The following is a 26,174-nucleotide window of genomic DNA, read 5'->3' on the forward strand; positions in this document are numbered from 1 at the left end:
CTACGGGTGGCGGTCGAGACGCCAGCGGGGGCGGACGGAGGGGGAGTCGGGGGCCGGCGGTTCGACGACGACCTTGGGCGGCAGCGGCAACTCGTGGAACGGGGACTCGTTGGAGTCCATCTGGTAGCCCGCCGTGTTCAGGTACACCAGCAGGTCGCCGGTGGCCGGGCGGACGGGGAAGGGGATCTTGCGCCAGGTCAGCAGGTCCGACTCCAGGCAGGTGGCGGCGCCCACACAGGCCGGGTACGGGCCCGCGTCGGCCAGGTCGGCCCGGTCGGCCGGGACGAGCACCGGGTCCGGCAGGAACTCGCTCTCGAACCACTGCTCGGACAGGCTGAGGCTGCTGCCGTCCACGGTGAGGATGTCGTAGTCGTCGCGTTCCTTGACGCCCTGGACCCGGAAGACGCTGCATCCCGCCTGGTCCAGCAGTGCCCTGCCCGGCTCGACGAGCAGGGTCACCCCCGCCTGACGGACCAGCTCGGCCAGGCTCGACTCCTCGCCCGCCGGGGTCGAGGCGAGCAGGGCGGCGAGCGCGTCCGCGCCGGCGACGGGGGAGTGGTACGGGTAGTAGCCGCCGGAGAAGGTCTTGTTCCGGTGGAAGTGCTCGGGCCGGGTGCTCTCGTGGAAGCGGCGCCAGTCCTCCGCGCCCACGTAGTCCACCGCGAAGCCGCCGCCGACGCTGACCCGGTCGGCGCGCAGCCCCAGGGTGCGGGCGTGCGCGCACAGCCGCACCGCCCGGGCGGCCAGGTCGGCCCGTTCCTGGATGTCGTAGCCGGAGAGGTGGAAGCTGAACCCCGCCATGTCCACGTGCTCGGTGCGGCAACGGCCGAGGGCCGTCGCCATCTCGGCGTCGTCCAGGCCGAAGCGGCTGTGCGGCTGCCCCGGCGGCAGGCACCGCAGCAACACGTGGGCCACACGGCCGAGTTCACACCCCAGGGCGAGGACGTGGTCCAGTTCGTCGAGGGCGTCCACGGCGATCAGCGCCCCGTGCAGCACGGAGACCCGCAGCAGATGGTCGTCCTTGGCGGGGCCGGTGACCACCAGGTCGGTGCCGCGCACCCCGGCCGCCAGCGCCTCGCGTAGCTCCCCGTGGCTGGCCACGTCCACGCCCAGGCCCGCCACGGCGGCCCGTTCCACGAACACGGACGCCTTGTTGGCCTTCTTGGCGTAGTACACGCGGCCGTCCACGCCCGCCGAGGCGAACGCCGCCCGGAACGCGGCGGCGTTGGCGTCGAACCGCCGGGGGAACAGCACGTGGTACGGCCCGCCGAGCCCGTGTCCCAGCTCGTGCAGGAGGGAGTCGCCGGGCGGTTCGAGGAGCGCGCGCACCTCGTCGGTGGTGTGCGAGGGGAGGGCGGTCGTCACGTCCACAGCGGCACCGCCGTACCCAGGCCCTGCGCGAGCGCGAGCTGGGCGAACCGGTGGCCGAGGGCGATGTCCGTGACGACCAGCCCGCTGTTGTACGCGAAGATCCGCTGCCCCGGGTCCGTGCGGCCCTCGGCGCGGCCCGCGAGCACCTCCGGGAACTCGGCGTGCACGGCGCGTAGTTCGCCGTCGGCGTCGGCCATGTCCGTGCCGGTGACCCGCATCTGGGCCTCGCTGGTGGCGATGACACGGTCGGCGGTGTGCAGGGTGGACGGCGCGATGCCGTAGCCGATCAGCACCGACAGGGCGGACGGCTTGAGCCACTCGGCCTCGACGGACGCGGGGGTGCCCGGTCCGGCGGTGGCGAGCACGACGTCCGCGTCCGCGGCGGCGGCCCGCAGGTCCGTGACGATCTCCAGCTCCCGGTCGGGGAAGTACGCGTGCAGCTGCTCGCGCACGGCCCGGATGCCGTCCGGGTGGGTGCCGAAGAGCATCAGCCGTTCCAGGTCCGGCAGGGTGGTCAGCAGGAACGGCAGCGCGAGCCGGCCCTGGGTGCCGGTGCCGATGACGAGGGCGCTGCGGCTGTCCGGGGCGGCCAGTTCCCGGGCCAGCAGGGCGGAGACCGCGGGGGTGCGCAGGGCGCCGACGCGGCCGCAGTCGAGCATGGCGACCGGCAGGCCGGTCTCGTCGTCGTAGAGGGTGAGCGTCGTGTAGTAGTGCTGCTTGTCGCGGTCCTCGTGGAGGCCGTACTTGTAGGAGGTCTTGATCGCGACGACCCCGCGCACCCCGTCCCGGCCGAGCATCGCGTAGGCGACGGAGTGGCCGTCCTCGGGCTTGACGGTGAGCTTGCGCGGGTTGTCGGAGCGGCCGTCCGCCAGGGTGCGGTACGCCTGCTCCACCACGGAGACGACATCGGTCAGCGTGATGTCGATGCCGGCCACGTCGCTGGTGCTGAGAATCCGCAGTGTCTTGTCGTCGGGTGCCACGGCCGTTCCTTCCGGGGTGTCGATGCGGGTCATGCGTACGCCTCCACGGCTGCCTGGCCGTAGCCGTGCTCCGACTCCTCGGCGGGCGGCCGGGTGCGGCGGCCCCCGACCCGCACGGAGGAACGTTTCAGCCAGCGGTCCGTGCCGTCGTAGCGGGCCTGGAAGGGGACCCGGCCGTGGACGACCAGGTCGTTGTCGACGACCAGGACCTCGCCCGGGTTCAGGCTCACCGCGACGCTGACGCGGGCGAGTTCGCCCTCCAGCCGGGCGTAGGCCGCGCGGTGGTCCTCGGGTGCCTGGTCCAGGGGGGTGTAGGCGGGGTCGAAGCGCAGGGTCAGGCCGTCCTCGGACGCCCAGAGCGTGGGCACGGCCGGTGGCTCGCCCGCGTAGCCCTGGGCCTCCTCGTAGGCGTCGTCCGGCAGGATCGGAAGGACCGGGCGGCTGAGCAACTCCACCTCGTGGTCGTCGAGTTCGACCTGGCGGATGCTGGCGGCGGTGGTGGCGACGGAGTCGTGGTTGCGCATGCAGCCGAGGACCAGCAGATGGGCGCGGCCGGGGTGGAACGCGTCCTCGGTGTGCGGGCTGAGCAGCACACTGCTGCTGGCGCCGGTCTGCTCCTCCTCGTGGCCGGGGGACGGCACGATGTTGTGGACGAAGCGGCCCTCCTGCTGGCCCTCCCAGGCGATGGGGGTGCCCATCACCGTCGAGAGCAGCAGCAGGATGACGTCGTATACGGCGCCGGCGTCGCCGGCCGTCGACCAGTGGCCCGGTGTGGGGCCGATCTCGGTGTCGTCGACGGACAGGCCGCGCAGCACGAACAGGCCGTCCGCGGTGTCGACGGGGCGGCAGGCGTGGCGTATCGCGTCGCTCAGCGAGGCGGCCGCGGCGGGGACGTCGGCCAGCAGGTCGGGGTGGGTCGACGATCCGTCGTACCTGGCCAGGAGGGTGCGGGCGGCGGCGGTCAGTTCGGCCACCGAGTCGGAATCGAGCAGGCGTACGGGTGCGGTTCCCGTGGGCATGGTGACTGTCCGTTCCAGTGCGGGGGGTGCGGGGCAGCGCGTTGCTGGTCTACGGGCATGGAGAAGAAGGCCCTCCGGGGTGGGCCGCGTGGTCGGTGCGGCGCCGGGAAGCCCTGGTGAAACATAGCCAGGACCCCGATGACAGGCAAGGCTTACCTAAGTAGGATCTAGGTCACGCGAAGTGGGCCTTGTCACGCAGGAGTTGTACAAGGTAGGTAAGGCTAAGCAAATTTCGGTCAACTGCGGGAAAATGAGGAACACGTGGAGCTGACGCGACGTCACATGCTCTGGCTCGGCGGCGCCATCGGCGCGGGCGCCCTGCTCACCGCTTGCGGCGGGGGCGGCGACGAGGAGCCGAACGCGGCCGCCGGCGGCGGCTCTGCCGAACCCGTCAAGGGCGGCACCCTGCGGGTCGGCGCCCTCGGCAGGGCCGGCGCCATCACCCGGGACCCCCACGGCAGCCAGGCCAACGAGAGCGACTACCTCATCCTCAGCCTGATCTACGACACCCTGACCGTTCCCGGCGCCAAGCCCAACACCGAGCCCCGCCTCGCCGCGAGCTGGAAGGCATCGGACGACCTGAAGACCTGGCGGTTCACGATCGCCAAGGGCGCGAAGTTCCACGACGGGTCCCCCGTCACCGCCGACGACGTCGTCTTCTCGCTCAAGCGGCTGCGCGCCACCCCCGCCGGCGCCTCCCGGCTGCCCGGCATCCAGGAGAAGAACATCTCCGCCGACGGCACCGACACCGTCGTGATCGTCTCCGACTACGCCAACGCCGAACTGCCGCTCCTGGTCCGCCTCACCACCTTCGTCGTCCCCAAGGGCACGACCGACAAGAACATCGCCAAGGCCCCCGGCACCGGCCCCTTCAAGCTCGACTGGTTCCGCGGCGGCAACGCCCGCCTCGTCCGCAACGACGACTGGTACGGCGGCGACGTCCACCTCGACGCCATCGAGGTCAAGATCTTCGAGAGCCCCCAGGCGATGGCGAGCGCCCTGCTCGCCGGCCAGATCGACCTCGCCTCCAACGTCGGCGCCGTCGCCGCCCGCACGGCCGAGAGCCGCAAGGACATCAAGACCGTCCGCCGGCCCAACGACATGGCGATGCCCATCGTCCTGCGCACCGCCGACGGCCCGTTCGCCGACGCGAAGGTCCGCGAGGCGCTGCGCCTGGCCGTCGACCGCGAGGCCATGGTCAAGCAGGTCCTCTCCGGCTACGGCACCGTCGCCAACGACATCCTCGGCACCGGCGACCCGGCCTACGACAAGGGCATCCCGCAGCGCACCCGCGACCTCGCCAAGGCCAAGCAGCTGCTGAAGGAGGCCAAGTTCGACACGTCGAAGACGTACGAGCTGTACACCACCGAGGACATCGCCGGCCTCGCCGAGTCGGCCACCCTCTTCGCCACCCAGGTCCGCGAGGCCGGTGTGAAGGTGAAGGTCGTCAAGCAGGAGTCCGGCACCTTCTGGGACAAGACCTGGCTCAAGGGCGACCTCTACACCACCTACTGGGGCACCAACGACTCCGTGGTCTTCTTCGCCAGCAAGACCATGGTCTCCGACAGCGGCCAGAACGAGGCCGGCTGGAAGGACGAGGAGTTCGACAAGGCCTACCAGAAGGCCATCGGCACCGCCGACGCGAGCGAGCGCACCGCCCTGCTGAAGCAGCTCCAGCAGATCGAGCACGACCGCTCCGGCTACCTCCTGTGGGGCATGGCCGACGGCATCGACCTCGCCGGATCCAAGGTCAACGGGCTGCCCACGCTGCCCGGTTACGGCCGGGTCCAGCTCGAGCGGGCATGGCTGGCCCGTTGACCGCTGACACGGCCGCACCCGCCGGGCCCTCTCCCGAGGTGGAGAAGGCCCGGCGTACGCGTGCATCCGTCCCGCTGCTCGCCGCCCGTGTCGGTCTCGTCGTACTGAAACGGGCGACGCTGCTCGCCCTGCTCCTCGCGCTGGTCTTCGTCACCGTCGAACTGCTGCCGGGCGACGCCGCCGACGCCACCTCCGAACGCGGGGAGAGCGCCGCCGACACCGAGGCCCGACGCAGACTGCTCGGCCTCGACCGGCCCGTCCTGGAACGCTTCTGGGACTGGATGAGCGGCCTGCCCACCGGCGACCTCGGGGTGTCCGCCCGCGGCGAGAAGGTGGGCGACCTGCTGTCGTCGGCGTTCCCCAACACCCTCCTGCTCGGCGGCCTCGCCCTGTTGCTGACCGCCGTCCTCTCCCTCGCCCTCGGCTGCTGGGCCGCGCTGCGGCCCGGCGGGCGCGTCGACCGCGCCGTCTCCGCCACCGCCACCGCGGTCCTCGCCCTGCCCGAGTTCGTGGTCGCCGTCGCCCTCGTCCTGCTGCTCTCGCTGTGGACGGACTGGCTGCCCGCGGTCACCCTCACCGACGCCGACGGAACCCCCGCCGACTGGACCATGCTGATCCTGCCCGTCCTCGCCCTGACCGTCCCCCAGACCGGCTGGAACGTCCGCATCGTGCGCGCCGCCCTCGCCGACGAGGCCCGCGCCCCCCACGTGGAGACCGCCGTCCTCGACGGGCTGCCTCCGCACCGCGTCCTCACCCACCACGTCCTGCCGGGCGCCCTGCCCACCATCACCGCGGGCCTCGCCACCTCCACCGGCATGCTCCTCGGCGGCGCGGTCGTGGTCGAGACCATCTTCAACTACCCCGGCATCGGGTCGGTCCTGGCCTCCGCCGTGACCGACCGCGACAGCCCCGTCATCGCCGGTGTGACGGCCCTGTCGGGCGCGGTCATCACCGGCGTCCTGCTCCTCGCCGACCTCGTCCGGGACCTGACGGCGGGAGGACGCCGATGAGCCCCCGCACCCGGGGGACCGCCCTGCGTGTGCTGCCCGCCCTGCTGCTGCTCTGCCTCGCCCTCGCCGGGCCCTGGCTCGCGCCCCACCCCATCGACGCCCCGGTCGCCGCCCCGTACGCGGGTCCCGGCGGGGACGCCCTCCTCGGCGGCGACCAGCTCGGCCGGGACGTGCTGAGCAGGCTGCTCGCCGGCGGCCGCGAACTGGTTCTCTCCTCCCTGCTCGTCGCCGCCCTGGTCACCGGCAGCGCTGCGGTGCTCGGCGCGATCGGCGCGCTGCGCCCGCGCGTCGGCCGTCTGGTGGAACGCGTCGCCGACCTGCTGATGCTGCTGCCGGCCGTGCTCGGCATCCTCCTCGTGACCCTGTCCTGGCCCGACGGCGGCCGGCTCGCCGTGATCGCCGCCGCCGTCGTCCTCGGTGTGCCGTACGCGGTGCGGCTCGCGGCCGGCGCGGCGGCCCCGGTGGCCGCCTCCGGCTACGTCGAGGCCGCAGCGGCGGGCGGCGAACGGCTGTGGCACCTCGTGCTGCGCGAGGTCCTGCCCAATCTGCGCGCCACCCTGCTCGCCCTCTTCGGCCTGCGGTTCGTCGCCGCCGTCTACCTCGTCGCCACCGCCGGATTCCTCCAGGTGGGCCCCCAACCACCCGCCGCCGACTGGGCGTTGATGATCCGGGAGAACTCCTCCGGCATCCTCCTCAACCCCTGGTCCGTGGTCGCCCCCAGCCTCGCCATCGGCCTGCTCGCCCTCTGCGTCAACCTCGCGGCGGCGGCCCTCGCACCCCAGTCCGGCCGGAAGGCGGTGACCGTCCTGTGAGCCACACTCCCGACCGGTACGCGAAGGACGGGGCGGCGGCGTCCCCCGCCGCCCCGGCGGCACGGATCACCGACCTCACCGTGGCAGCCCACGACGGGCGGATCCTCCTGCGGGACGCCCGGCTCACCCTGCGACCGGGCCGGCTGACCGCCCTGACCGGCCCCTCCGGTTCCGGCAAGACCACACTCCTGCGCGCCCTCACCGGACTCCTGCCACCCGGCACCGCGCGCACGTCCGGGCACGTGGAGGTCCTCGGCCACGACGTGTTCGCCCTGTCCGAACGGGAGCTGCGAGCCCTGCGCCGCGAGCGGCTCGCCTACGTCGGCCAGGACCCCGGCTCGGCCCTCAACCCCCGTATGCGCGTCCGCTCCCTCCTGCGCGAACTCAGCGACTCCCGCGCCCCGGAGGCGGTGCGGGCCCTCCTCGACGAGGTGCGGCTCCCCGCCGACGGCGACCTCGCCACCCGGCGCCCGGCGGCCCTGTCCGGCGGACAGCAGCGCCGCGTCGCCCTCGCCCGCGCGCTGGCCCGCCGCCCCCAGGTCCTCCTCCTCGACGAGCCGACCGCCGGCCTGCACCCCGAACTCCGCGACGACATCGGCGAACTGCTGCGGCACCTCGCCCGCGAGCACCGGCTGGCCGTCGCGCTCTCCTGCCACGACCCCGAACTCGTCGAACGCATCGCGGACGAGGTGGTGGACCTCCACGCACCGGTCCCGGTCCCCAGGCCCCGCCCACGACCGTCCGACCCGGCCGGCGCGCCGACGGGGGACCTGACCGCGGGCCCGACCGAGGACCCCAACCGGGTCGAGAACCGGGTCGAGAACCGGGCGGAGCGCCGCGCGCCCGCGACCCGCGCGGCGGACGCCCCCGTACTCGACGTACTCGACATACTCGACGTGCGCGACCTGCGCGTGGTCTTCGGCCGGCGCTCGGACGCCCCGGCGCTGGACGGTGTCTCGCTGACCGTCGCCCCCGGGTCGGCGACCGGCATCGTCGGCGCCTCGGGCTCCGGCAAGACCACCCTCGTCCGCGCCGTGGTAGGGCTGCAACCGATCACCTCCGGCACGATCCGTCTCGACGGGGCACCGCTGAGCACGGGCCTGCGCGGGCGCGGCCGCGAACAGCGCCGCCGCGTCCAGTTGGTCACCCAGAACCCGCTCGGCGCGCTCAACCCCAGCCGCACGGTCGGCGCCGCGATCGGCAGGCCGCTGCGGCTGCACCGGCGGTGCGCGTCCGGCGCGGTGCCGGCCCGTGTGGCGGAACTGCTCGAACAGGTGGGCCTGCCCGCCGGGTTCACCTCCCGCTACCCGCACGAACTGTCCGGCGGACAGCGTCAGCGCGTGGCCATCGCGCGGGCACTGGCGGCCGACCCGGACGTACTGATCTGCGACGAGGTCACCTCGGCGCTGGACTCCGCCACCGCCGAGTCGATCATGAACCTGCTGCTTCGGCTGCGGGAGGAGCGCGGCACGGCCCTCGTCCTCATCAGCCACGACCTCCCGCTGATCGCCGACCGCACCGACACGGTCACCGTCCTCGACGGGGGCCGCGCCGTCGAGTCCGGCCCCACGGAGCGCGTCTTCACCACCCCGGCCCACGCGGCGACCCGAGCGCTCCTGCGGACACCGGCGGGCATGACCTGACGACTGCCCGGGCTCACCGGACGGCCGTCGCCGACGCCCCTCGCCGTCCCGTTGGCCGCGCGGCTCGGTCCGCGTCGGCGACGATCGAGCCGACACGCTCGGCCAGGGCCGGGTCGCGGCGTATCAGGACGGCCGCGTAGGCGCCTGGCGTGGCGGGTGCGCGGGCTGTCGACGGCCGATGGCGACGAGCGGGGTGACGGCGAGCGGGGTGACGGCGGGCGGGTACGGGGGTGCGGACGGCCAGTGGTCGGCAGTGCCGGGCGGGTACGGGGGTGCGGACGGGGCGGTGGTCGGCAGTGCCGGGCGGGTACGGGGTGCGGACGGGGCGGTGGTCGGCAGTGCCGGGCGGGTAGCTGGTGCGGACGGGGCGGTGGTCGACAGGCTGGGCGGTCCAGGGGGCAGCGGTGCAGGCGGCCGAGCAGATCGGCGGCGGACTCCCGGATCCCGGGGCCGCCCAGCGCCTCCGCGAGATCCAGATGGAAGCGGGTCTCCAACGCGGCCGGGCGCGCCGGGTCGTCGGTCCGTTTCCCTCTCCTCGACCAGGAGGCGCAGGCCGTCCAGACCCCCGACAGGCTGATCGTCTGGGATGTGGCTGTACCCGTACCTGACCTGGGCCACCATCGGGATGATCACGTTCGTCCTGTGCTACATGCTCACCGACACCACCGAGGGCGGCGGCCGCGACCACGTGGCCCCTGCCCCCCCTGGTGGCCGTGCACATGGTCGCCGTCGCCCTCCTCCGCGACCGCCTGCGCCGCAGGAACGCGCACGACGCCCCTGCCGAGGGCCTGTCAGCGGCGCGGCCGCCACGCCTGGAACTCCCGCACCTAATTCGGAGGCGACGGGGTAATGGGACGTCATCCGAACGCCGTCCGACCTTGCCGTGAAGGAGAACGAGGATGACCGATGACGCCTACCTGTTCCTGCTGGACGACATGCCCGCGTCGTTGGGGGTGGCCCCCGCGGCCGTAGGTGATCTCGCCTGCATGGAGACTCCCGCGGTACAGGCGTGGCTGAACGCGTACGGAATCACACCGACCTCGCCGCATCTGCGTCTGCTGCCCCCGGAGGAGACGGCGGCGATCCCCGAGGGGGCGGAGCGGCTGCCCGTCCCGTTGAGCGACGAGGAGATGAGCCGGCTCCGCCACGAGCTGGCACCGGAGCCGCTGGCCCGGATCGAGGAGGAACTGCTCGCCTACCGTGACTCCGCCGAGGGCCGGGACGGCCTGATCGGACGCGCTCTCGCCGCCGGCGTGCCGCCCCACCGCATCGTCGAGCTGACCGGAGTGGACCCCGCGACCGTGACATCGGCTTCCTGACAGGGGCGGCGCACCGGTACGAGGAGGTCCTCGGCCGGTGCCGCCGGAGGCACGCCGCAGCGTGTGCCACCGGCGGCACCGCCCCGCCCCGCACGCCAGGACGGCTCCCGTCCTGGGTAAAGGAGGGAGCCGTCCTGGGGTGGCCGCGGGCGTGGTGCCCTCAGCGGGTCACGCGTGGCGGTGCGTATGCCGGCTGCCGGCGACGAGGCGGTACAGCGCCAGCAGGATCACGGAGCCGACGATCGCGGCGATCCAGGTGGAGAGTTCGAAGAACCCGTCGATGGAGTCGACGCCGAAGACGACCTTGCCGAGCCAGCCGCCGAGCAGCCCACCGGCGATGCCGATGAGCATGGTGATGATGATGCCGCCCGGGTCCTTGCCCGGCATCAGAGCCTTGGCGATGGCGCCGGCGAGCAGGCCGATGATGATCCACGCGATGATGCCCATGGTGCCCTCCGCTTGTATAAGGACTGTGTCAGTTCACCGTCTGCACCTATTTCGCTCGTACAAACGTCACAGTCCCCCAGCAGTTTTCGGACAGCGGCGGCCAGTACCCCCCTCCACGCCGTAGCGGTGAGCCATGAGAACGCCCGGGCGACCGCGGCCGTGCCCGGCGCGTCACCCCGTCGTCATCGCACAACCATCCGGCGTTTCCGTGTGTCTTGAAGGTGAGTCACATCCGCGCGACGCGACGGACGTCGCTCGCGCTTTGAGGAGGAGCCGTGGGAATCCGCCGACCCGCCCTGTCGACCGCCGTGGCCGCTGCCCTGATCGGGTCGTTCGGCGTGCCGATCGCCGCGGGCAGCGCGTCCGCGGAGGGCCGCGTCGCCACCGTGCGCGAGGACTTCGACGGCGACGGCCACCAGGACATCGCCGTCGCCGCGCCCCGCGCGAGCGTCGGCGGGCACACCTGGGCCGGCTACATCACGATCGACTACGGCTCCGCCCAGGGCCTCGACCCCGAGCGCACCACGGTCATCACGCAGGACACCCCCGGCGTGCCCGGCGCCTCCGGCGACCACCAGGTCTTCGGCGACACGATGATCTCCCGCGATTTGGACGGCGACGGCCTGACCGACCTGGCCGTGGTCGCCCGCGACTACCGGCCGGAGAGCAACGTCAACGGATCGGTGACGGTCCTGTGGGGCCGCAAGACCGGCCTGTCCGGCCAGGACGCCGTCCGCGTCGGCACACCGGCGAACGCCGAGGTCGGCGACGACCTCACCGCGGGTGACTTCGACGGCGACGGGCACACGGACCTGTTCCTGCGCAACGGGGACGAGTACGACTACCACGACGTCCTCTACGGCCCCTTCGGCCGCGACGGCGTCCCCGCCCGTGAACAGCAAGTGCAGGTGTACAGCACCGACAACGCCATCAACGCCACCGCCGCGGGCGACTTCAACGGCGACGGCGTCGAAGACCTCGCGACCTTCTACGTCTACGAGAACCACGCCGAGGGCGGCAAGCTGTGGCTCGGGAGCCGCAGCGGCCTGTCCACCGTCCCGCAGCGGCTGAACTCCGCGGCCGGCGCCGCCGTCGCCGACTTCGACCGGGACGGCTACGCCGACCTCGCCACCCGGGTCTTCCTGAACGGTGACACCGAGGGCACCGAGGAGGACCCGGGCACTGTCAAGGTCTACTACGGTTCGCCGTCCGGGCCCAGCCAGACCCGTACGCGGACGATCACGCAGAACACCGCGGGTGTGCCCGGCGCCGGCGAGAAGGGCGATCAGTTCGGAGGACGGCTGCACGCGGGCGACGCGAACGGCGACGGATACCCCGACCTGGCCGTCGGCGTTCCCGGCGAGGCCATCGGCTCCAAGGCCAGGGCCGGCGCCGTGGTGCTGCTCAAGGGCGGCAAGGGAGGGCTCACCGGCACGGGGGCCCAGGCGTTCCACCAGGACACGACGGGGGTACCGGGCGCCGCCGAGTCCGGTGACGTGTTCGGCGCGGCCCTGCGCCTGCTCGACATGACGGGCGACGGCAGGGCGGACCTGATCGCGGGCGCGCCCGGCGAGAACCTGGGAAGCGTCGTGAACGGCGGCGCCGTCTGGCTGCTGCGCGGCGCGACCTCCGGTGTGACGGCCTCGAAGTCGGTCGCGGTGAACCCGACGGACATCGGGGCACCGTCGGCGAAGGCGTCGTTCGGCCAGAACCTGAGCGGCGACAACGGCTCCGGAGTGGTGATCCCCTGACCGGGAGTGGCCGATCAGCCATGGAAGCCGTCTCAGGGCGCCTCCGCGGCGGTGAGTTCGAAGGCGGCGCGGGCCGACTCGACTCCGTTGATCTGGAGGGAGATCGCGTGGGTTCCGGGGTGGTAGCGGCGGGTGGTGATCGGACGGAAGGAGTGCACCCGCGCGACCTGGATCTGTTCGCCCGGGGCGAGAGTGCGGGTGGTGAGCTTGAAGGTCTTGCCGGTCTGGCCGCCGTTGGCCTTGCGGTGGTGCACGATGTAGTCGATCGCGAGGCGTGCCTCGGCGTCACCGGTGTTGCGGATCGAGGCGGTGAACCGGACGCTGCCGCCGAACGGGACGGTCCCCCGGTCCAGGTGCGGTCCGTCGACCTCCGTCACGGCCGGCGCGAAGCCCAGCAGTTCCAGGGCGCCCGGATGGCCGCGCTTGACCAGGGTGCGCAGCCCGTGGCGGACGAGGCGTTCCGTCGTCGCGGCGGGGTCGGCCAGCCAGCGGCGGGCCGTACCGATGACGAGGTCGGGGTGGTCACGGCTGAGGTCGTTGAGATGGTTGGCGACCGAGCGGCGCACATACTCGCTCTCGTCCCGGTACAGGGCGTCGAGGAGGGGCAGGGTCACCCCGGGGCGGGCCATGATGTCCGGCACGCGTACCGCCCAGGGGAGGTAGGGGCGGGTGCCCTCGGAGGCGAGCCTGCGTACATGGGCGTCGGACGAGCGGGTCCAGCCCGTGGTGATGCCGAGCGCCCGGTCGAGGTCGTGCCGCAGCAGGGTCCGGATGGCGAACTCCGAGGTCAGGCGCCCGGTGAGGTCGGCGAGCAGCGCCATCGCGTCGTCGAAGGCCGTATCGCTGTCCTCCTGGACGGCGCGGGTGGCCAGCGCGCTGGTGACCGGCCAGATGAGCCAGCCGGTGAAGTCGGGGGCGTTGTCGCGGGCGGACCGTATGACCTGGGCGAGGGCGGCGTAGTCGCCGGGCAGATCCGCGAGCAGGGCATCGCGCAGCAGGTCGGCGCGTTCCCCGAGGGACAGCGGGGCGATCCGCTCCGGTGCTGAGCGCAGTGCGGTGAGGGCTGCGTCGGGAGCGGCGGTCCGGATGGCGCGCAGCAGGTTGTCGACGGCGGGGCGGCCCATGAGTTCGTCGGCGAATGGCATGCGGTCTCTTCCGTCACTGGGGTCGATGAGCTCCTCGCCCACTCTAGGAACCGACCCGGTCAGAACCTGTCCTGATCGCAGCCGAGGGCGTCGAGCTGGTCGCGCAGGCGTGCGCGGAGCACGTCGCGCAGTTCGTCGGGCGCGACCACCACGAGCGGCACGGCCAGGGCGAGCAGACGGGTGGCGAGTTCGTCGAGGCCGGTGCCGCCGAGGGTGACGCGCGTGGCGTACGGCCCGGCGCTCTCATGACCGCCGGAGCCGGGCGGGACGAGCCGCTGGGCCTCCTCCAGGGGCACCGGCAGCACCACGGTCGCGTAGAGCGGGTAGTCGCAGGTCAGCATGTCGGCGACCATGCGTCCGGCGTCCGGCGGGTCGTCGATCCGGACCGGCTGCCCCGTGGGCCGTACCTCCACCACCCGGTCCGCCCGGAACGTTCGCCACTGCCCCCGCTCGACGTCCAGCGCGACCAGGTACCAGCGGTGCCGGGTGCGGACGAGCCGGTAGGGGTCGGCCGCGCGGCTGCTGCGGCGCCCCGCGCTGTCGCAGTACACCAGCCGCAGGCGGTTGCCGTGACGGCAGGCGTCGGCCAGCTCCAGCAGAACCTCGGACGACACCGGATCGGCGGGTCCCTGCTGGGTGTGGACGACGGAGTCGGCGAAGGAGCTGAGCCGGTCGGCCACCCGGCGAGGCAGCATCCGCTGCAACTTGAACAGCGCCGACAGTGCCGCCTGGTCGCTGCCCAGCACTCCCCGCAGCGCTGTCTCCCGCAGCGCGACCGCCACGGCCAGGGCTTCGTCGTCGTCCAGGTTCAGCGGCGGGACGGTACCGCCGGGCGCCATGCGGTAACCGCCCCACGGCCCCGGATCCGATTCCACCCCGTAGCCGAGCTCCCGCAGCCGGGCCACGTCACGCCGCACGGTGCGCTCGTTGACGTCCATGCGCTCGGCGAGCTCGCGGTTCGTCCACGACGGCCGCTGGGACAGCAAGGACAACAACCGCAACAGCCGCACCGGAGTACTCGACACACCGGGACTCTAGTAGGCAGTTGATCGTGGTTCACCGGACCATCGCGGGCGGATCGCGGTGCCTGAGCGGCACTACGTCATCTGATGCCGGGTACACGGTTTTTGTACGCGGCAGGATGGCTGATGGGGAGGAGTCGGAACAGTGGCGGTGAAGGCGATGGGATGGGCCCACTCGTTCCCCATGTCCAGGGGGGTGCGTTCGGGGCGTGAGTGGACACGCAGGCGTCTCGAGTCCCTGCCCTGGGCCGCCGCCGAGCCACAGACGGTGGACTCCATCGTGCTGGCGGTGTCCGAGCTGATCACCAACGCGCATGTCCACGCGCACAGCGACGCACACTTGGTCCTCACCTGGGACGGCGACTGCCTCCATGTGAGCGTCCACGACGAGGACCCGACCCTGCCGCGCCAGCGCGAACCGGAGCCGGGTGCGGTCTCCGGCCGTGGCGTGGCGATCGTGCGGAAGCTCGCCGACGAGTGGGGGATCAGGTGCCAGAGGCAGGGCAAGACGGTGACGGCCTGCTTCCGCCCCACCGAAACCGATCCCGCGAGGTGATCCGGACGGCGACCGGATGACGGCGGCGCGCCCGACCGGGCGCGCCGCTTGTTGTTGCCCTCTCTCGCCGACCTGCCGAGTGTGCGCGGACACGGGGGATTTATCGTGGATGGCCGACGGCATTCTCGAAGCGCTTCGACGCATCTCCCGGCGTCGGCGCCGCGTCAAAAGATGAACATCGTTCATCAAGCAGAGCGCCTGTATAACCCTCCCCGCGCGCCTCGATGGAATCTTTGAAGTGGCTCTTGTGCGCCCCTAGGCGTTCCCTTAACCTCGCTGCAACATCGAAGCGCTTCGACGATGTCGCGTCGACAGTGATGGGATGTCCGCCTTTCAGCTCAACTGGTTCAAGTCACGTCACCGCAGCCGACGGCCCACCGCCGGGCGTCCGGGTGCGCCATGAAGGGTTGACGCAATGACGCCGAACGTCGCCTCCATGTCCTCAGTGCCGAGCCGGAGAGGCTCCAGCCGGCGATCCGTACCGGCCAACTCTCCGAACCGGGAAGGCAGTTGCCTCTCACGGCCCTCGCGCTGATGTACCGGGAGCGGCTCATGGCGTCGCACGACCGGCACGGTGTTCGTCAGCACCGACGGCGGCCGGACCTTCAATCAAGGGGAACGGCCTCTCCCGGCCGACCGCCGCGGGCGCGACCTTCACCAAGGTCAGCAGCTGGCACGCCGCCCACACCCTGGGCTTCGGCAAGGCCGCCCGGGGCGCTTCCCACCCGGCGACCTCCCTGGTCGGCGCCGTCGAGAGCGTCAGCGTCATCCACCGCTCCGACGACGAGGCGAAGACCTGGACGCGGATCAACGACGACCGGCACCAGTGGGGTTGGACCGGAGCCGCCATCACCGGTGACCCGCGCGTGTACGGCCGCGTCCGCCTCGCCACCAACGGACGCGGAGTGCAGTACGGGGGCCCCGTCTGATCTCCCGGTACGGCCGGGCGTTCGTCGGCCCCGTTGGAGCAATCACCCGCAGAACAGAGGAAACCGCATGAGAAAGTCCTGGATTCTCCCCCTGGTCACGCTTGTCGCCACCACGCTCGGGGCGACAGCCGCAGGTGTGGCCCCCGCCTCCGCCGCCTCCGACACGCCGTTGCGGGTCATGCCGTTGGGCGACTCCATCACCTGGGGTGTGGGCAGCGATACGGGCAACGGCTACCGGGGGCCGTTGTGGAACAGGCTCGCGGCGGACGGCCATCCGCTGGACTTCGTGGGCACGGTGCGCAACGGCCCGATGTCCGACCCCGACAACGAGGGCCACCCCGGGTACCACATCAACGAGATCGCCGCACTCGCCGACGCCTCGCTGGGCCGCTACCGGCCCAACGTGGTGACGCTGCACATCGGCACCAACGACCTCATCGGGGCTTCCGGGCCGGACGCCGCCATCGCCGAGCTGAGGTCGCTGGTCAACCGGATCACCGCCGCCGCCCCCGACGCCACCGTCCTCGTCGCCTCCCTGGTCGTGTCCACCAACAGCTCGGAGGAGCAGTGGCGGGGCACGTACAACCAGGCCGTCCGCCGGATCGTCGGCGACGCGCAGGCCACCGGCAAACACGTCGCGTTCGTCGACATGAGCGGTCTGACCACCGCCGACCTGGCCGACCCCCTGCACCCCAACGACTCGGGCTACCAGAAGATGGCCGACGCCTTCCACCGCGGCGTGCGGGCCGCGGACAGCGCCGGGTGGCTGAAGAACCCCGCCCCCGCCCCCGCCCGCGTGCAGTCCGGCGTGGCCGGCAAGTGCATGGACGTCAACGGCGCCGACAGCGCCGACGGGACCGCCGTCCAGACGTGGAGCTGCGGTGACGGCGCCCACCAGTACTGGTCCGCCTACCCCGACGGCACCCTGCGCTCCCTGGGCAAGTGCCTCGACGCCGCCGGCGGGGCCACCGCCAACGGCACCAAGGTGCAGCTCTGGGCCTGCCACGGTGGCGGCAACCAGAAGTGGGAGCCCTACAACGGCGGTTACCGCAACGCCGCCTCCGGCCGCTGCCTCGACGTTCCGGGCGGCTCCACGACCGACGGCACGCAGCTCGTGCTGTGGGACTGCAACGGCGGCAGCAACCAGAAGTGGACCACGCTGGCCACCGGCTGAACCCCGAGCCTGCCCGGTCCCGACACTGGTCCCGCCGCTCGGCGCTGCGCTGTTCCGCCGGTCGGCGGGGTGGTTCAGGCCGGTCGGCGGGAGCGCTGGCGCCACCTGTCGGACGGTCCGTCCCCTGACGGCACCGAAAGATCCTGCGCATGACCCAGACAAAGCCGCCGCAGGAGACGTCGGCTCCGCTGCCCTGGTCGGCCGCCACCAGGCCCGCCCAGTACGTCCGATGAGGCGCCGGGCGGGACGGCTCGGCTCTCCGCCGGCCCCGCCCGGCGCCTCGCGCCGGTCAGAAACCCTTCAGGCCCTGGGTGTCGGTGTCAGCCGAGGCGCCACTGCTGGTTGCTGCCCCCGTTGCAGTCCCACAGACCGACCAGCGTGCCGTTGGAGGTGGAGGCACCGGTCACATCCAGGCACAGTCCCGACTGGACGCTGGTGATGGTGCCGTTGGCGTTGCGGTTCCATTGCTGGTTGGTGCCGCCGTTGCAGTCCCAAATCGCGACCTTGGAGCCGGCGGTGGTTCCGGTCGCGTCGAGGCACTTCGCGCCGCCGTAGACGGTGAGCTGCTTGGTCGACGTGCTGGTCCAGGTCTGGTTCGTCTGGCCGTTGCAGTCCCAGATCACCGTCTGCGTGCCGTTGGTCCGCGAAGAGCCGGGCACATCCAGGCACTTGCCGGAGGCGGTGGCGCGGACCGGACCCGCGGTGGTCCCGCCGGAGCCGTCGAGGCCGAAGAAGGCGATGGCCCGGGCAGCCATGCCGCTCTCGGGCAGGGAGTGCCCGACACCCTGGAAGCTGTTCGCCTCGACCGGTGCCTGCGTCCCGGCGGAACCGTAGCGGGTGCGGGTCCAGTTGGGCTGCGGGGAGTCGGTGAAGACCGGGGTCTGGCTCACTCCCAGCACATTGGTCCACTGCTTGATCTCTTCACCGAAGTTCGCGTAGTACAGCGCGTCGTCCTCGGTGCCGTGCCACAGCTGCATTCGCGGCCGCGGGCCGGTGTACCCCGGGTAGGCGTTCCGGACGAGGTCGCCCCACTCCTGCGGGGTCTTGCTGATCTTGCCGGTGGCGCATTCGCTGTTCCATCCGGAGCCGTTGGTGGTGGCGAAGCAGCCGAACGGCACGCCCATGAACGCCGCACCGGCCTTGAACAGGTCCGGGTAGGCGCCGAGCATGACATTGGTCGTCATCGCGCCGGAAGAGGCGCCGGTGACGTAGACGCGGTCGGCGTCGGCGTTCATGTTCTGCAGGGTGTACCGGACCATCTGGGCGATGCTCGTGGGGTCACTGCCCCCGTCATGCTTGAGCGCCTGGGGCGAGGAGACGTCGAAGCACTGCCCGCTGACGTTCGCGTCCGGGTAGACGACGATGAACCCGTACTGGTCGGCCAGGCGGGCGAACTCCGTGTTGGAGTAGAAGGCGGGCCCCGTGCCGGTGCAGTAGTGCACCGCCACCAGCACCGCCGGGCGGGCCGGAGCACTGTCGGGCTTGTAGACGTACATCCGCAGGTTGCCGGGGTTGCTGCCGAAGTTGGTCACCTCGGTCAGTGACGCGGCCGACGCGGTGGTGGCCGAGGCGCCGGTCAGTACGAGCGCCGCGATCAGCGGCGAGATCGCCGTCAGCAGGGCTACGAGTACATCTTTGATGCTTCTCTTCTTGGACTTCAGGGACATGACGGTGTCCTTCCCGGAATCCGACGGGGGTGGGGGTTGACCGGCTGTTGAAGCGCTTCGACACTTCACCTGGGAGGCGACGCCGGACGGCATCGCAGCCGTCTCAGCCCTCTCCGCCGATACATGGGATGAATTAACGGACACGAACGTTGCTTCTGTCTAGTCGTGTGACACGAAAACTTGGTTACCTGCGGGTATGTGTTCGGGGCGCATCTGACGTCACATCAAACATTGGACTACGGGAGCAAGTGTGAGGAGCGCGAGAGCTGGATAACGTCAGCTCGTACCGTCGACGGGGCTCCCGCCCCGCCTGCGCCGCTCGACACCCCTATGAGTCGAACCGAGGAATCCCCTTTGTCCTACAGCGTTCGCGCGGGTGGTCTGGAACGACACACCCCCGCAGAGATCCTCCGCATCGAGCCCTGGGGTCCGGACGCCGTTCGGGTCCGGGCCTCGTCGGGGGCCGTCGACCCCGCCGCCCCGGGTGCGCTGGAGAACCCGACCTCCCAGCAGGCCGAGTTGTCCGTATCGGAGGAGGGCAGCGCCCTTCTGCGCAACGGCCGCCTCGCCGTCGAGGCGTCGGCCGACGGTCGTCTGAGGTTCCGTCACGCCGTCTCGGGCCGTGAACTCCTCGCGGACAAGGACCCTTACACGCATCACCCCGGCCCACGCGTCCACGCGGCGGGCGGCCGGACGGAGCAGCACTTCGAGGCATACGAGGGGGAACGGCTGCACGGCCTCGGCCAGCATCTGCACGGACGCCTGGACCAGAAGGGCTGTGTGATCGACCTCGTCCAGGGCAACACGGTCGCCGCCATCCCCTTCCTGCACTCCTCGCGCGGCTACGGCCTGCTGTGGAACAACCCCGCCACCGGCCGTGTCGAACTGGGCGCCGACACCACCCGGTGGACCGCTGACGCCGGCGGGCGAGTCGACTACTGGATCACCGCCGGCGACACCCCGGCCCAGATCCTCGACGCCTACACCCGGGCCACCGGACGCCCGCCTCTCCTCCCCGAGTGGGCCTCCGGTTTCTGGCAGTCGAAGCTGCGCTACCGCACCCGGGACGAACTCCTCGCGGTGGCACGGGAGTACAGGGAGCGAGGGCTGCCGCTGGCCGTCATCGTCTGCGACTTCTTCCACTGGCCGAAGATGGGTGACTGGCGCTTCGAGGAGAGCGAGTGGCCCGACCCCGCCGCCATGGTCGAGGAGTTGAACCGTCTCGGGGTGCAGCTCGCCGTCTCGGTGTGGCCGACCGTCGAACCCGGCAGTGACACCTACGACGAGCTGCGGGCCTCCGGGCACCTGGTCCGGGACGCGGACGGCGGTCTGCTCACCTTCGCGTGGCCGTCCCGGGAGGCCGGGGAGGCGCTGACGCTCCCGATGGCGTACTACGACGCCACGCACCCCGGCGCACGCGCCGCGCTGTGGCGGCGGCTAGACGACAACTACCGTGCGCTGGGCGTGGGCTGCTTCTGGCTGGACGCCTGCGAACCCGACCTGCCCCAATCCGTCGCCGAGCGCGCCGTCTACGCGGCCGGACCGGCCGCCGAGGCCGCGAACCTCTACCCCGTGCTGCACGTCCGCGCGGTGGCGGACGGACTGCGCGCGGCGGGCGAGGACCGGCCGTTGTCGCTGGTCCGCTCCGCGTGGGCGGGCAGCCAGCGCCACGGGGCCCTGCTCTGGTCCGGAGACATCCCCGCCACCTTCGACTCCCTCGCCCGCCAGATCAGGGCCGGGCTGAACGTCGCCATGAGCGGCATCCCCTGGTGGAACACGGACATCGGCGGCTTCGCCGGCGGCGACCCGGACGACCCCGCGTACCGCGAGCTGCTGATCAGGTGGTTCCAGTACGGCACCTTCAGCCCCGTCATGCGGCTGCACGGGGACCGAAAGCCCCACCACCCCACGTTCTCCGCGGACATCACCGGCGGCCCCAACGAAGTCTGGTCCTACGGGGAGGAGGCGTACGGCATCCTCCGCGACCACCTGATGCTCCGCGAGCGGCTGCGCCCGTATCTGGCACGCCTGTCCGAGGAGGCCCACCGCACCGGAGCCCCGGTGATGCGCCCCCTGTTCTTCGACTTCCCCGAGGACGAACACGCCTGGGACGTGGACGACCAGTTCCTGCTCGGCCCCGACGTGCTGGTGGCACCCGTGTACGAGGCGGGCGCGCGAACCCGCCAGGTCTATCTGCCGGCCGGCGCCCGCTGGCTGGACGCGCACACCGGCCGTGCGCGGGAGGGCGGCACGCGGCTGGAAGCGGAAACCCCACTGGACCGCATCCCCGTGTACACACGGGAAGGGAGCGACATGGGCACCGTGCTTGATCCGGCGGGATGACGGGCCGCGGTTGTGGCTCCGAGCCGGAGTCCAGCTGCGGCCCTTACGCGTCCGTCGCCCGGACTTGGATACCATCGGCTGTCTCTCCGTCTGGGCCCACAAGGGGAGAGACGCCGGCAGGGCGAACCGGACGGGTCACGCCCGCGGCCGACGAGGAGTCATGAGGAGACGGCATAGGCGGCCATGAACATGTCCAGCAGGCCGTCGATCGCTGCTTCGTCGACTGGGCGGGTGGACAGCAGCCCCCGGTAGTAGAGGGCGCCACACAGCACCTCGGTGGGGTAGGTGAGGTCGGCGTCCGCGATGAGTTCGCCGGCGCGTTGGGCTCTGGTCAGGCGGTCCAGCGTGCGCTGTTCGATCGTGGCGAGGAACTGCCGGTAGAGGCGCTCGCGCAGTGCGTCGTCGTCCTGGGCCGCGATGATGACGGCGCGGTAGACGGGCCAGATCGCGGGGCTCAGCAGTGCGGCACTGGAGCGGACGAACTGCTCGCGCAGATCGGCGCGGACGTCGCCGGTGTCGCGGTAGTCGAGGTCGGAGCCGACGGTGCGCAGCAGGGCCCCATGCCCTCACCACGGGACCGGACGGCGCCCTGTGGACCGCACTGGAGATCGGTTCACTCGCTCGCGTCACCTCGGCCGACAGCATCGCCTGAACAGACCACCCTTCCCACACCATCAGTAGTGGTCGCCCGTACGGCGACCGGAAAGGCATTCCCATGAAATTCGCACTCGTGATCTTCGAGACGGACGAGTCGCGCCGTCGGATCCAGGCCGACCGGGCCGCATACCGCAAGGAGTACGAAGGCTGGATCGGAGGACTCGCCGCAGCCGGAAAGCTGGTCGGTGGCGACGCCCTGGAGACCGAACACACGGCACCCGCGACGGTACGCACCGCGGCTGACGGGACTTTGATCGTGACCGACGGACCCGCGCACACCGGCGAGGAGACCCTCGGCGGCTGGTTCATCGTCGACGTGGCCGACCGCGAGGAAGCGCTCGAACTGGCCAAGAGCCTCCCCACCCCGGAGACCGTCGAGATCCGCCCGATCCTCGAATCCGCCTGAACGGCTTCGGCCCGTGTTCGCGGCGTGCTGGTGGGCGCGGACCTGCTGAAGGATTCGACCTGGAGCTGAACATCGGATCGCCTCTGCTTGAGCGGCGAGCGCGAGCAGCGAGCAGCGTCGCGAAGAGCCCGAGGAGCTTGTCCTCGAGGTTCCTGCCGCCAGCCTCTGAAAAGTGACCCTCGGTCAGTCTTGAGGGTCGGCCCCTCTGGTCATCCTGCGCGGCTCTACTGTGGCGCGCAGCCGCGCAGGATGGCCGCGATCAGATCGTCCAGGTCGTGCTCAGCCGCCTCGGCGGCAGGACGCCGCTCACCGTCAGGTCGGCGTAGCCGTGCGGCGCCGCGACGAGCCGGGGCTCTCCGCGATCGCTCAGAGCCAGTCCCGTCGCTTGAAAATGACGTACAGGCTGGTGCATACGACCCCCATCAGGGCGATGGCGAAGGGGTAGCCGAACACCCAGTGCAACTCCGGCATGTGCGTGAAGTTCATGCCGTAGACCGTGCCGACCAGCGTCGGCGCGAAGAGGATCGCCGCCCACGACGAGATCTTCTTGATCTCCTCGTTCTGTTCGAAGCCGGCCTCCGCCAGGGCCCGCATCTCCGCGTTCTGCTGCTGGGTCACCAGCGTCGCGTTCACCGTGAGGATGTCCGTGAGGGCCTGGCGGAAGCCGTCGACGCGTTCGCTCGTGTGCGTGACGTGGTCGGCCACGTCGCGGAGGTAGCTCTGGAGTTCGTCGTCCGTCCCGTACTTGGTGAACCCGGCCATGAGGCCGTGGAGCATCCCGACCAGGGGACGGGTGGCGCGCTGGAACTCGACCACCTCGCGGGAGAGTTCGTAGATGCGGCGGGACACCTCCGGGTCGCCCCGGAACACCTCGGTCTCGATCTCGTCGATGTCGTTCTGCACACCGGCGACGACCGGCACGTAGTCGTCCACCACCGCGTCGAGGATGGCGTACAGCACCGCCTCGGGGCCCAGCTTCAGCAGTTCCGGTGTGTCCTCCATCCGGCGGCGGACCGCCGAGAGGTCCGGCGCCGCGCCGTGGCGGACCGTGATGACGAAGTCCGGGCCGACGAACACGTGCAGCTCACCGAAGTCGACCTCCTCGGGGGCGTCGAGATAGCGCGCCGCGCGCAGGACGACGAAGAGGGTGTCGCCGTAGCGCTCCAGCTTGGGGCGCTGATGGGCCTCCATCGCGTCCTCGACGGCGAGCGGATGCAGGTGGAACTCAGAGGCCAGCGAGAGCAGTTCACCTTCGGTGGGGCGGGCCAACCCGATCCACGCCATGCCCGACGGAGTCTCCCGCAGCGCGCGGTACGTCTCGGCGAGCGACGCGGGCGCGGCGACCCGTACGCCGTCCTCGTACAGGACCGCCTGTACGACACTGGCTGCCCGGTCCGGCCGCTCCGGGCCCGCCGGTCCGGGGCGGGGCGCGGGCGGTCGGCCCGCCGGCGGTGCGGGCGGGGACAGCGCGCGGCGCCAGACCGGCCCCCTGGCGCTCTTCGAGGCTGGGCGGGCGCGTCGTTCGGCCATCGGTTCGCCTCCGGAGTCGCACATCCGTCTGTGTGATCTTCGAACAGGGTATCCGGGGCAAACCGTGGCACGGCCCCTGGGAGTTCCGATCCCGCCGGGCGTCGCGGACAGTCTCCGTCCGTCCCCCTCCGTGTCGCGGACAGTCTCCGTCCGTCCCCCTCCGTGTCGCGGACAGTCTCCGTCCGTCCACCCTCGTGTCGCGGACAGCTTCTGTCCGTCTCCGCGGGCGTCGCGGACAGAAGCTGTCCGCAAGGGCCGTTAGCGTTCCACCATGACGAAGAAGGCGACCTCCACCGCACCCCTGCTCGGCGCCCGCGCCCTCAACCGCGCCACCCTCGCCCGGCAACTGCTGCTGCGCCGTACGCCGGTGGCCGAGATGTCGGTGAGCGACGCCGTCGAGCACCTGCTCGGCCTCCAGGCGCAGAACGTCAAACCGCCCTACTACGCGCTCGCCGCCCGCCTGGAGGGCTTCGCCCCCGAGCAGTTGTCGGCGCTCATGGCGGAGCGCGCCGTCGTACGGATCGTCACCATGCGGTCCACCATCCACACCCACACCGCCGAGGACTGCCTCACCCTGCGGCCCCTGGTGCAGCCCGCCCGCGAACGGGAACTGCAGCTGTTCCGCAAGGGCCTCGTCGGCGTCGACCTCGACCGACTCGCCGCCCTGGCACGGGAGTTGGTGGAGGACGAGCCGCGCACCCTCAAGCAACTGCGCGAGGCACTGCTCGTCGAGTGGCCCGACGCCGATCCGCTCGCCCTCGGCATCGCCGCGCGCTGCCGGCTGCCGCTCGTGCAGGTCACCCCGCGCGGGCTGTGGGGCAGGAGCGGCCAGGTCGCGCTGACCACCGCCGAGCACTGGCTGGGCCGCGCCGCCGAACCCGCCCCGGCGCCCGAGACCGTCGTACGCCGCTATCTCGCCGCCTTCGGACCCGCGTCCGTCAAGGACATGCAGACCTGGGCCGGGCTGACCCGGCTGCGCGAGGCCTTCGAGCGGCTGCGCCCGGAGCTGGTCACCTTCCGCGACGAGAACGGCGTCGAACTCTTCGACCTCCCCGACGCGCCCCGCCCCGACCCGGACACCCCGGCCCCGGCCCGGCTGCTGCCCGAGTTCGACAACCTGCTCCTCTCCCACGCCGACCGCTCCCGCGTCGTACCGCCCGACCTCAAGGGCCGCAGCTGGCAGGGCAATCAGGCGTACCGCACCTTCCTCGTCGACGGATTCCTCGCGGGGATCTGGAAGTTCGACGGGCCTGCCGTCGTCCTGGAGCCGTTCGTCCGCCTCACCGCCGAGCAGCGGGCCGACCTCGTCGCGGAGGCCGAGCGCACCCTCCGGACGCTGCCCGGTGAGGGCGGGGGCGACGGCGACGGTCCGTACGACATCCGCTTCGGCACCGTCGCGACCTGAGGCGGCCGGGACATGGAGAGGGGGCGCTGCGAACCGCTCGTGGCAGGTTCGCAACGCCCCCTGGTATCACCTGAGGGTGTGCCTCAGGAGCTCACGGGCCGGCCTGTTCCGCTCAGGAGTTGATCTGCGCGGCCACCGTGTTGGAGAAGGTGGTAAGCCGGGTGTAGATACCGGGGTACTGCGCGTCGGCGCAGCCGTTGCCCCAGGAAGTGATGCCTGCCAGGACGCCCCCGATGATCAGGGGACCGCCGCTGTCGCCCTGGCAGGTGTCCACGCCGCCGGACGTGTAGCCGGCGCACACCATGTCGCTCGCGATGAACTCGGAGCCGTAGGCGCTGGAGCTGCCGCAGACCGAGTTGGCCACGGTCGGCACGGTCGCGGTGCGCAGCTGGTTGGAGGAGGAGCCGCCCGAGGAGGTGGTGCCCCAGCCGAGGATGCGGGCGGTGGTGCCGGCCGCGTAGACGCCGGTCTGCGACGAGGAGACGTACGAGATCGGGGTGTACGGCATCGACGACGACAGCGTCAGCACGGCGACGTCCTTGCCCGACTGGACGGAGGAGTAGCTGGGGTGGATCCATATGCGGCTGACCGTCCGGACGGTGCCGTCCGTGCCGTTGCGGAACGTACGGCCGCCGACGACGCGGGTGTTGGAGGTCGTTCTGCCCACCAGGCAGTGGGCGGCGGTGATCACCTTGGTGGGCGACACCAGCGTGCCGCCGCAGAACTGGCTCTGCGAGGCGTTGGTGATCTGCATGACGTACGGGTACGCGCTCGCGGTGGTGGTCGTACCACCGACGATGGGCTGGGGAGCGGCGACGGCGCCGGGGGCGGCCAGCAGAGCGGCCGCGGAGGCGGCGGCGGTCGCCGCGGCGGCGAGGATCGTCTTCCTGGCACGGATGAACCCGAACATGGTTCTCCTCGTGGGGTGGGGAGTTGCCGGTGGGGGACGCGCGGGTGGGGGGTGGTGCACAGGTGCGGTACCGCCCCCGCTCGGGGGAGCCGAGCGGGGGCGGTGGGCCGGTCTGTGTGCCCTGGCGTGCGGCACGGCGTAAAACGTATGACCGCTTGTGAATGCCCCCCAATGGGGGATCCCCCTAAGGGAGTTGGGGAGGGAAAACCCTCGATGACCCGGGCGGGGGTGTGAGCCTAGGCTGGATCCGCAAGAGCGGG

The 26,174-nt window shown here is 71.7% G+C and carries 21 protein-coding genes and 1 pseudogene; 12 read left to right on the forward strand and 10 right to left on the reverse strand.

The features are described from left to right. The 3 genes from ACZ4Z2_RS20325 to ACZ4Z2_RS20335 are packed head-to-tail and all read right to left on the reverse strand — an operon-like array spanning nucleotide 1 to nucleotide 3,370. Nucleotides 1-1,365: a type III PLP-dependent enzyme domain-containing protein gene (locus ACZ4Z2_RS20325; protein ID WP_468077883.1), complete on the reverse strand. Its 1,365-nt coding sequence runs from the start codon at nucleotides 1,363-1,365 to the stop codon at nucleotides 1-3. Continuing rightward, a complete protein-coding gene (locus tag ACZ4Z2_RS20330; RefSeq protein WP_468077885.1) occupies nucleotides 1,362-2,384 on the reverse strand; it encodes an ornithine cyclodeaminase family protein in 1,023 nt (340 codons plus the stop codon). The genes ACZ4Z2_RS20325 and ACZ4Z2_RS20330 overlap by 4 nt, the downstream gene beginning before the upstream one ends. Then, a complete protein-coding gene (locus tag ACZ4Z2_RS20335; RefSeq protein WP_468077887.1) occupies nucleotides 2,381-3,370 on the reverse strand; it encodes a TauD/TfdA family dioxygenase in 990 nt (329 codons plus the stop codon). Before ACZ4Z2_RS20335 ends, ACZ4Z2_RS20330 begins: the two co-directional genes overlap by 4 nt. Before the next feature lie 282 nt (nucleotides 3,371-3,652). Here ACZ4Z2_RS20335 and ACZ4Z2_RS20340 point away from each other — a divergent pair, with 282 nt between their 5' ends. The 6 genes and pseudogenes from ACZ4Z2_RS20340 to ACZ4Z2_RS20365 all read left to right on the forward strand — a co-directional run bounded on the left by ACZ4Z2_RS20340 (nucleotide 3,653) and on the right by ACZ4Z2_RS20365 (nucleotide 9,972). Next, nucleotides 3,653-5,188 (forward strand): ABC transporter substrate-binding protein, encoded by a 1,536-nt coding sequence (locus ACZ4Z2_RS20340; protein ID WP_468078140.1) that lies wholly within the window; start codon nucleotides 3,653-3,655, stop codon nucleotides 5,186-5,188. Continuing rightward, on the forward strand, nucleotides 5,173-6,198 hold the full coding sequence (locus tag ACZ4Z2_RS20345) for an ABC transporter permease (protein ID WP_468077889.1): 1,026 nt from the start codon (nucleotides 5,173-5,175) through the stop codon (nucleotides 6,196-6,198). The genes ACZ4Z2_RS20340 and ACZ4Z2_RS20345 overlap by 16 nt, the downstream gene beginning before the upstream one ends. Continuing rightward, a complete protein-coding gene (locus ACZ4Z2_RS20350) occupies nucleotides 6,195-7,010 on the forward strand; it encodes an ABC transporter permease (RefSeq protein WP_468077891.1) in 816 nt (271 codons plus the stop codon). Before ACZ4Z2_RS20345 ends, ACZ4Z2_RS20350 begins: the two co-directional genes overlap by 4 nt. Further along, complete coding sequence (locus ACZ4Z2_RS20355; protein WP_468077893.1) at nucleotides 7,007-8,653, forward strand: ABC transporter ATP-binding protein; 1,647 nt, start codon at nucleotides 7,007-7,009, stop codon at nucleotides 8,651-8,653. The genes ACZ4Z2_RS20350 and ACZ4Z2_RS20355 overlap by 4 nt, the downstream gene beginning before the upstream one ends. Nucleotides 8,654-9,239: 586 nt before the next feature. Continuing rightward, a pseudogene (locus tag ACZ4Z2_RS20360) lies at nucleotides 9,240-9,414 on the forward strand (amino acid transporter); the annotation flags it as partial. A gap of 138 nt (nucleotides 9,415-9,552) precedes the next feature. After that, on the forward strand, nucleotides 9,553-9,972 hold the full coding sequence (locus tag ACZ4Z2_RS20365; protein WP_468077895.1) for a DUF6003 family protein: 420 nt from the start codon (nucleotides 9,553-9,555) through the stop codon (nucleotides 9,970-9,972). A gap of 168 nt (nucleotides 9,973-10,140) precedes the next feature. On the opposite strand, the gene ACZ4Z2_RS20370 is transcribed toward ACZ4Z2_RS20365, so the two are convergent. Beyond that, the gene (locus tag ACZ4Z2_RS20370) at nucleotides 10,141-10,419 is read right to left on the reverse strand and encodes a GlsB/YeaQ/YmgE family stress response membrane protein (protein WP_468077897.1); all 279 of its coding nucleotides are present in this window, start codon (nucleotides 10,417-10,419) and stop codon (nucleotides 10,141-10,143) included. Nucleotides 10,420-10,694: 275 nt separating this feature from the next. Here ACZ4Z2_RS20370 and ACZ4Z2_RS20375 point away from each other — a divergent pair, with 275 nt between their 5' ends. After that, nucleotides 10,695-12,170, forward strand: a complete 1,476-nt coding sequence (locus ACZ4Z2_RS20375; protein WP_468077899.1) for an FG-GAP and VCBS repeat-containing protein — start codon at nucleotides 10,695-10,697, stop codon at nucleotides 12,168-12,170. 32 nt (nucleotides 12,171-12,202) lie between these two features. On the opposite strand, the gene ACZ4Z2_RS20380 is transcribed toward ACZ4Z2_RS20375, so the two are convergent. After that, nucleotides 12,203-13,315, reverse strand: coding sequence for a DNA alkylation repair protein (locus tag ACZ4Z2_RS20380; RefSeq protein ID WP_468077901.1), 1,113 nt, complete (start codon nucleotides 13,313-13,315; stop codon nucleotides 12,203-12,205). 59 nt (nucleotides 13,316-13,374) lie between these two features. Beyond that, nucleotides 13,375-14,340, reverse strand: coding sequence for a helix-turn-helix transcriptional regulator (locus ACZ4Z2_RS20385; protein WP_468077902.1), 966 nt, complete (start codon nucleotides 14,338-14,340; stop codon nucleotides 13,375-13,377). Nucleotides 14,341-14,482: 142 nt separating this feature from the next. Here ACZ4Z2_RS20385 and ACZ4Z2_RS20390 point away from each other — a divergent pair, with 142 nt between their 5' ends. Continuing rightward, the gene (locus ACZ4Z2_RS20390) at nucleotides 14,483-14,893 is read left to right on the forward strand and encodes an ATP-binding protein (protein ID WP_468077904.1); all 411 of its coding nucleotides are present in this window, start codon (nucleotides 14,483-14,485) and stop codon (nucleotides 14,891-14,893) included. A 996-nt stretch (nucleotides 14,894-15,889) separates the two neighbouring features. Next, entirely contained in the window at nucleotides 15,890-16,996 is a 1,107-nt protein-coding gene (locus tag ACZ4Z2_RS20395) for a ricin-type beta-trefoil lectin domain protein (protein WP_468077906.1), read from the forward strand. 320 nt (nucleotides 16,997-17,316) lie between these two features. Here ACZ4Z2_RS20395 and ACZ4Z2_RS20400 read toward each other — a convergent pair whose 3' ends face one another. Next, nucleotides 17,317-18,663, reverse strand: coding sequence for an extracellular catalytic domain type 1 short-chain-length polyhydroxyalkanoate depolymerase (locus ACZ4Z2_RS20400; RefSeq protein ID WP_468077908.1), 1,347 nt, complete (start codon nucleotides 18,661-18,663; stop codon nucleotides 17,317-17,319). 330 nt (nucleotides 18,664-18,993) lie between these two features. Between ACZ4Z2_RS20400 and ACZ4Z2_RS20405 the strand changes: the two genes are divergently transcribed. After that, on the forward strand, nucleotides 18,994-21,006 hold the full coding sequence (locus ACZ4Z2_RS20405; RefSeq protein WP_468077910.1) for a glycoside hydrolase family 31 protein: 2,013 nt from the start codon (nucleotides 18,994-18,996) through the stop codon (nucleotides 21,004-21,006). 158 nt (nucleotides 21,007-21,164) lie between these two features. Here the strand turns inward: ACZ4Z2_RS20405 and ACZ4Z2_RS20410 are convergent, their stop codons facing one another. Next, nucleotides 21,165-21,560, reverse strand: a complete 396-nt coding sequence (locus ACZ4Z2_RS20410; protein WP_468078141.1) for a TetR-like C-terminal domain-containing protein — start codon at nucleotides 21,558-21,560, stop codon at nucleotides 21,165-21,167. A gap of 161 nt (nucleotides 21,561-21,721) precedes the next feature. Between ACZ4Z2_RS20410 and ACZ4Z2_RS20415 the strand changes: the two genes are divergently transcribed. Beyond that, nucleotides 21,722-22,069, forward strand: coding sequence for a YciI family protein (locus ACZ4Z2_RS20415; protein ID WP_468077912.1), 348 nt, complete (start codon nucleotides 21,722-21,724; stop codon nucleotides 22,067-22,069). Nucleotides 22,070-22,435: 366 nt separating this feature from the next. Here the strand turns inward: ACZ4Z2_RS20415 and ACZ4Z2_RS20420 are convergent, their stop codons facing one another. Beyond that, nucleotides 22,436-23,599 (reverse strand): magnesium and cobalt transport protein CorA, encoded by a 1,164-nt coding sequence (locus ACZ4Z2_RS20420; RefSeq protein WP_468077914.1) that lies wholly within the window; start codon nucleotides 23,597-23,599, stop codon nucleotides 22,436-22,438. Nucleotides 23,600-23,870: 271 nt separating this feature from the next. On the opposite strand from ACZ4Z2_RS20420, the gene ACZ4Z2_RS20425 reads away from it, so the two are divergent. After that, complete coding sequence (locus ACZ4Z2_RS20425; protein ID WP_468077916.1) at nucleotides 23,871-25,004, forward strand: winged helix DNA-binding domain-containing protein; 1,134 nt, start codon at nucleotides 23,871-23,873, stop codon at nucleotides 25,002-25,004. A 112-nt stretch (nucleotides 25,005-25,116) separates the two neighbouring features. Here the strand turns inward: ACZ4Z2_RS20425 and ACZ4Z2_RS20430 are convergent, their stop codons facing one another. Further along, nucleotides 25,117-25,914, reverse strand: coding sequence for a S1 family peptidase (locus ACZ4Z2_RS20430; RefSeq protein ID WP_468077918.1), 798 nt, complete (start codon nucleotides 25,912-25,914; stop codon nucleotides 25,117-25,119). Nucleotides 25,915-26,174 lie beyond the last annotated feature (260 nt).

It is taken from the genome of Streptomyces sp. NPDC030183, assembly GCF_055573455.1.

What these genes read in the sequence shown, in the direction of transcription:
- ACZ4Z2_RS20330 (WP_468077885.1), bottom strand. Translation starts at nt 2,384, where the DNA reads ATGACCCGCATCGACACCCCGGAAGGAACGGCCGTGGCACCCGACGAC.
- ACZ4Z2_RS20335 (WP_468077887.1), bottom strand. Translation starts at nt 3,370, where the DNA reads ATGCCCACGGGAACCGCACCCGTACGCCTGCTCGATTCCGACTCGGTG.
- ACZ4Z2_RS20340 (WP_468078140.1), top strand. Translation starts at nt 3,653, where the DNA reads ATGCTCTGGCTCGGCGGCGCCATCGGCGCGGGCGCCCTGCTCACCGCT.
- ACZ4Z2_RS20345 (WP_468077889.1), top strand. Translation starts at nt 5,173, where the DNA reads ATGGCTGGCCCGTTGACCGCTGACACGGCCGCACCCGCCGGGCCCTCT.
- ACZ4Z2_RS20350 (WP_468077891.1), top strand. Translation starts at nt 6,195, where the DNA reads ATGAGCCCCCGCACCCGGGGGACCGCCCTGCGTGTGCTGCCCGCCCTG.
- ACZ4Z2_RS20365 (WP_468077895.1), top strand. Translation starts at nt 9,553, where the DNA reads ATGACCGATGACGCCTACCTGTTCCTGCTGGACGACATGCCCGCGTCG.
- ACZ4Z2_RS20370 (WP_468077897.1), bottom strand. Translation starts at nt 10,419, where the DNA reads ATGGGCATCATCGCGTGGATCATCATCGGCCTGCTCGCCGGCGCCATC.
- ACZ4Z2_RS20380 (WP_468077901.1), bottom strand. Translation starts at nt 13,315, where the DNA reads ATGCCATTCGCCGACGAACTCATGGGCCGCCCCGCCGTCGACAACCTG.
- ACZ4Z2_RS20395 (WP_468077906.1), top strand. Translation starts at nt 15,890, where the DNA reads ATGAGAAAGTCCTGGATTCTCCCCCTGGTCACGCTTGTCGCCACCACG.
- ACZ4Z2_RS20400 (WP_468077908.1), bottom strand. Translation starts at nt 18,663, where the DNA reads ATGTCCCTGAAGTCCAAGAAGAGAAGCATCAAAGATGTACTCGTAGCC.
- ACZ4Z2_RS20405 (WP_468077910.1), top strand. Translation starts at nt 18,994, where the DNA reads ATGAGTCGAACCGAGGAATCCCCTTTGTCCTACAGCGTTCGCGCGGGT.
- ACZ4Z2_RS20415 (WP_468077912.1), top strand. Translation starts at nt 21,722, where the DNA reads ATGAAATTCGCACTCGTGATCTTCGAGACGGACGAGTCGCGCCGTCGG.
- ACZ4Z2_RS20420 (WP_468077914.1), bottom strand. Translation starts at nt 23,599, where the DNA reads ATGGCCGAACGACGCGCCCGCCCAGCCTCGAAGAGCGCCAGGGGGCCG.
- ACZ4Z2_RS20425 (WP_468077916.1), top strand. Translation starts at nt 23,871, where the DNA reads ATGACGAAGAAGGCGACCTCCACCGCACCCCTGCTCGGCGCCCGCGCC.
- ACZ4Z2_RS20430 (WP_468077918.1), bottom strand. Translation starts at nt 25,914, where the DNA reads ATGTTCGGGTTCATCCGTGCCAGGAAGACGATCCTCGCCGCCGCGGCG.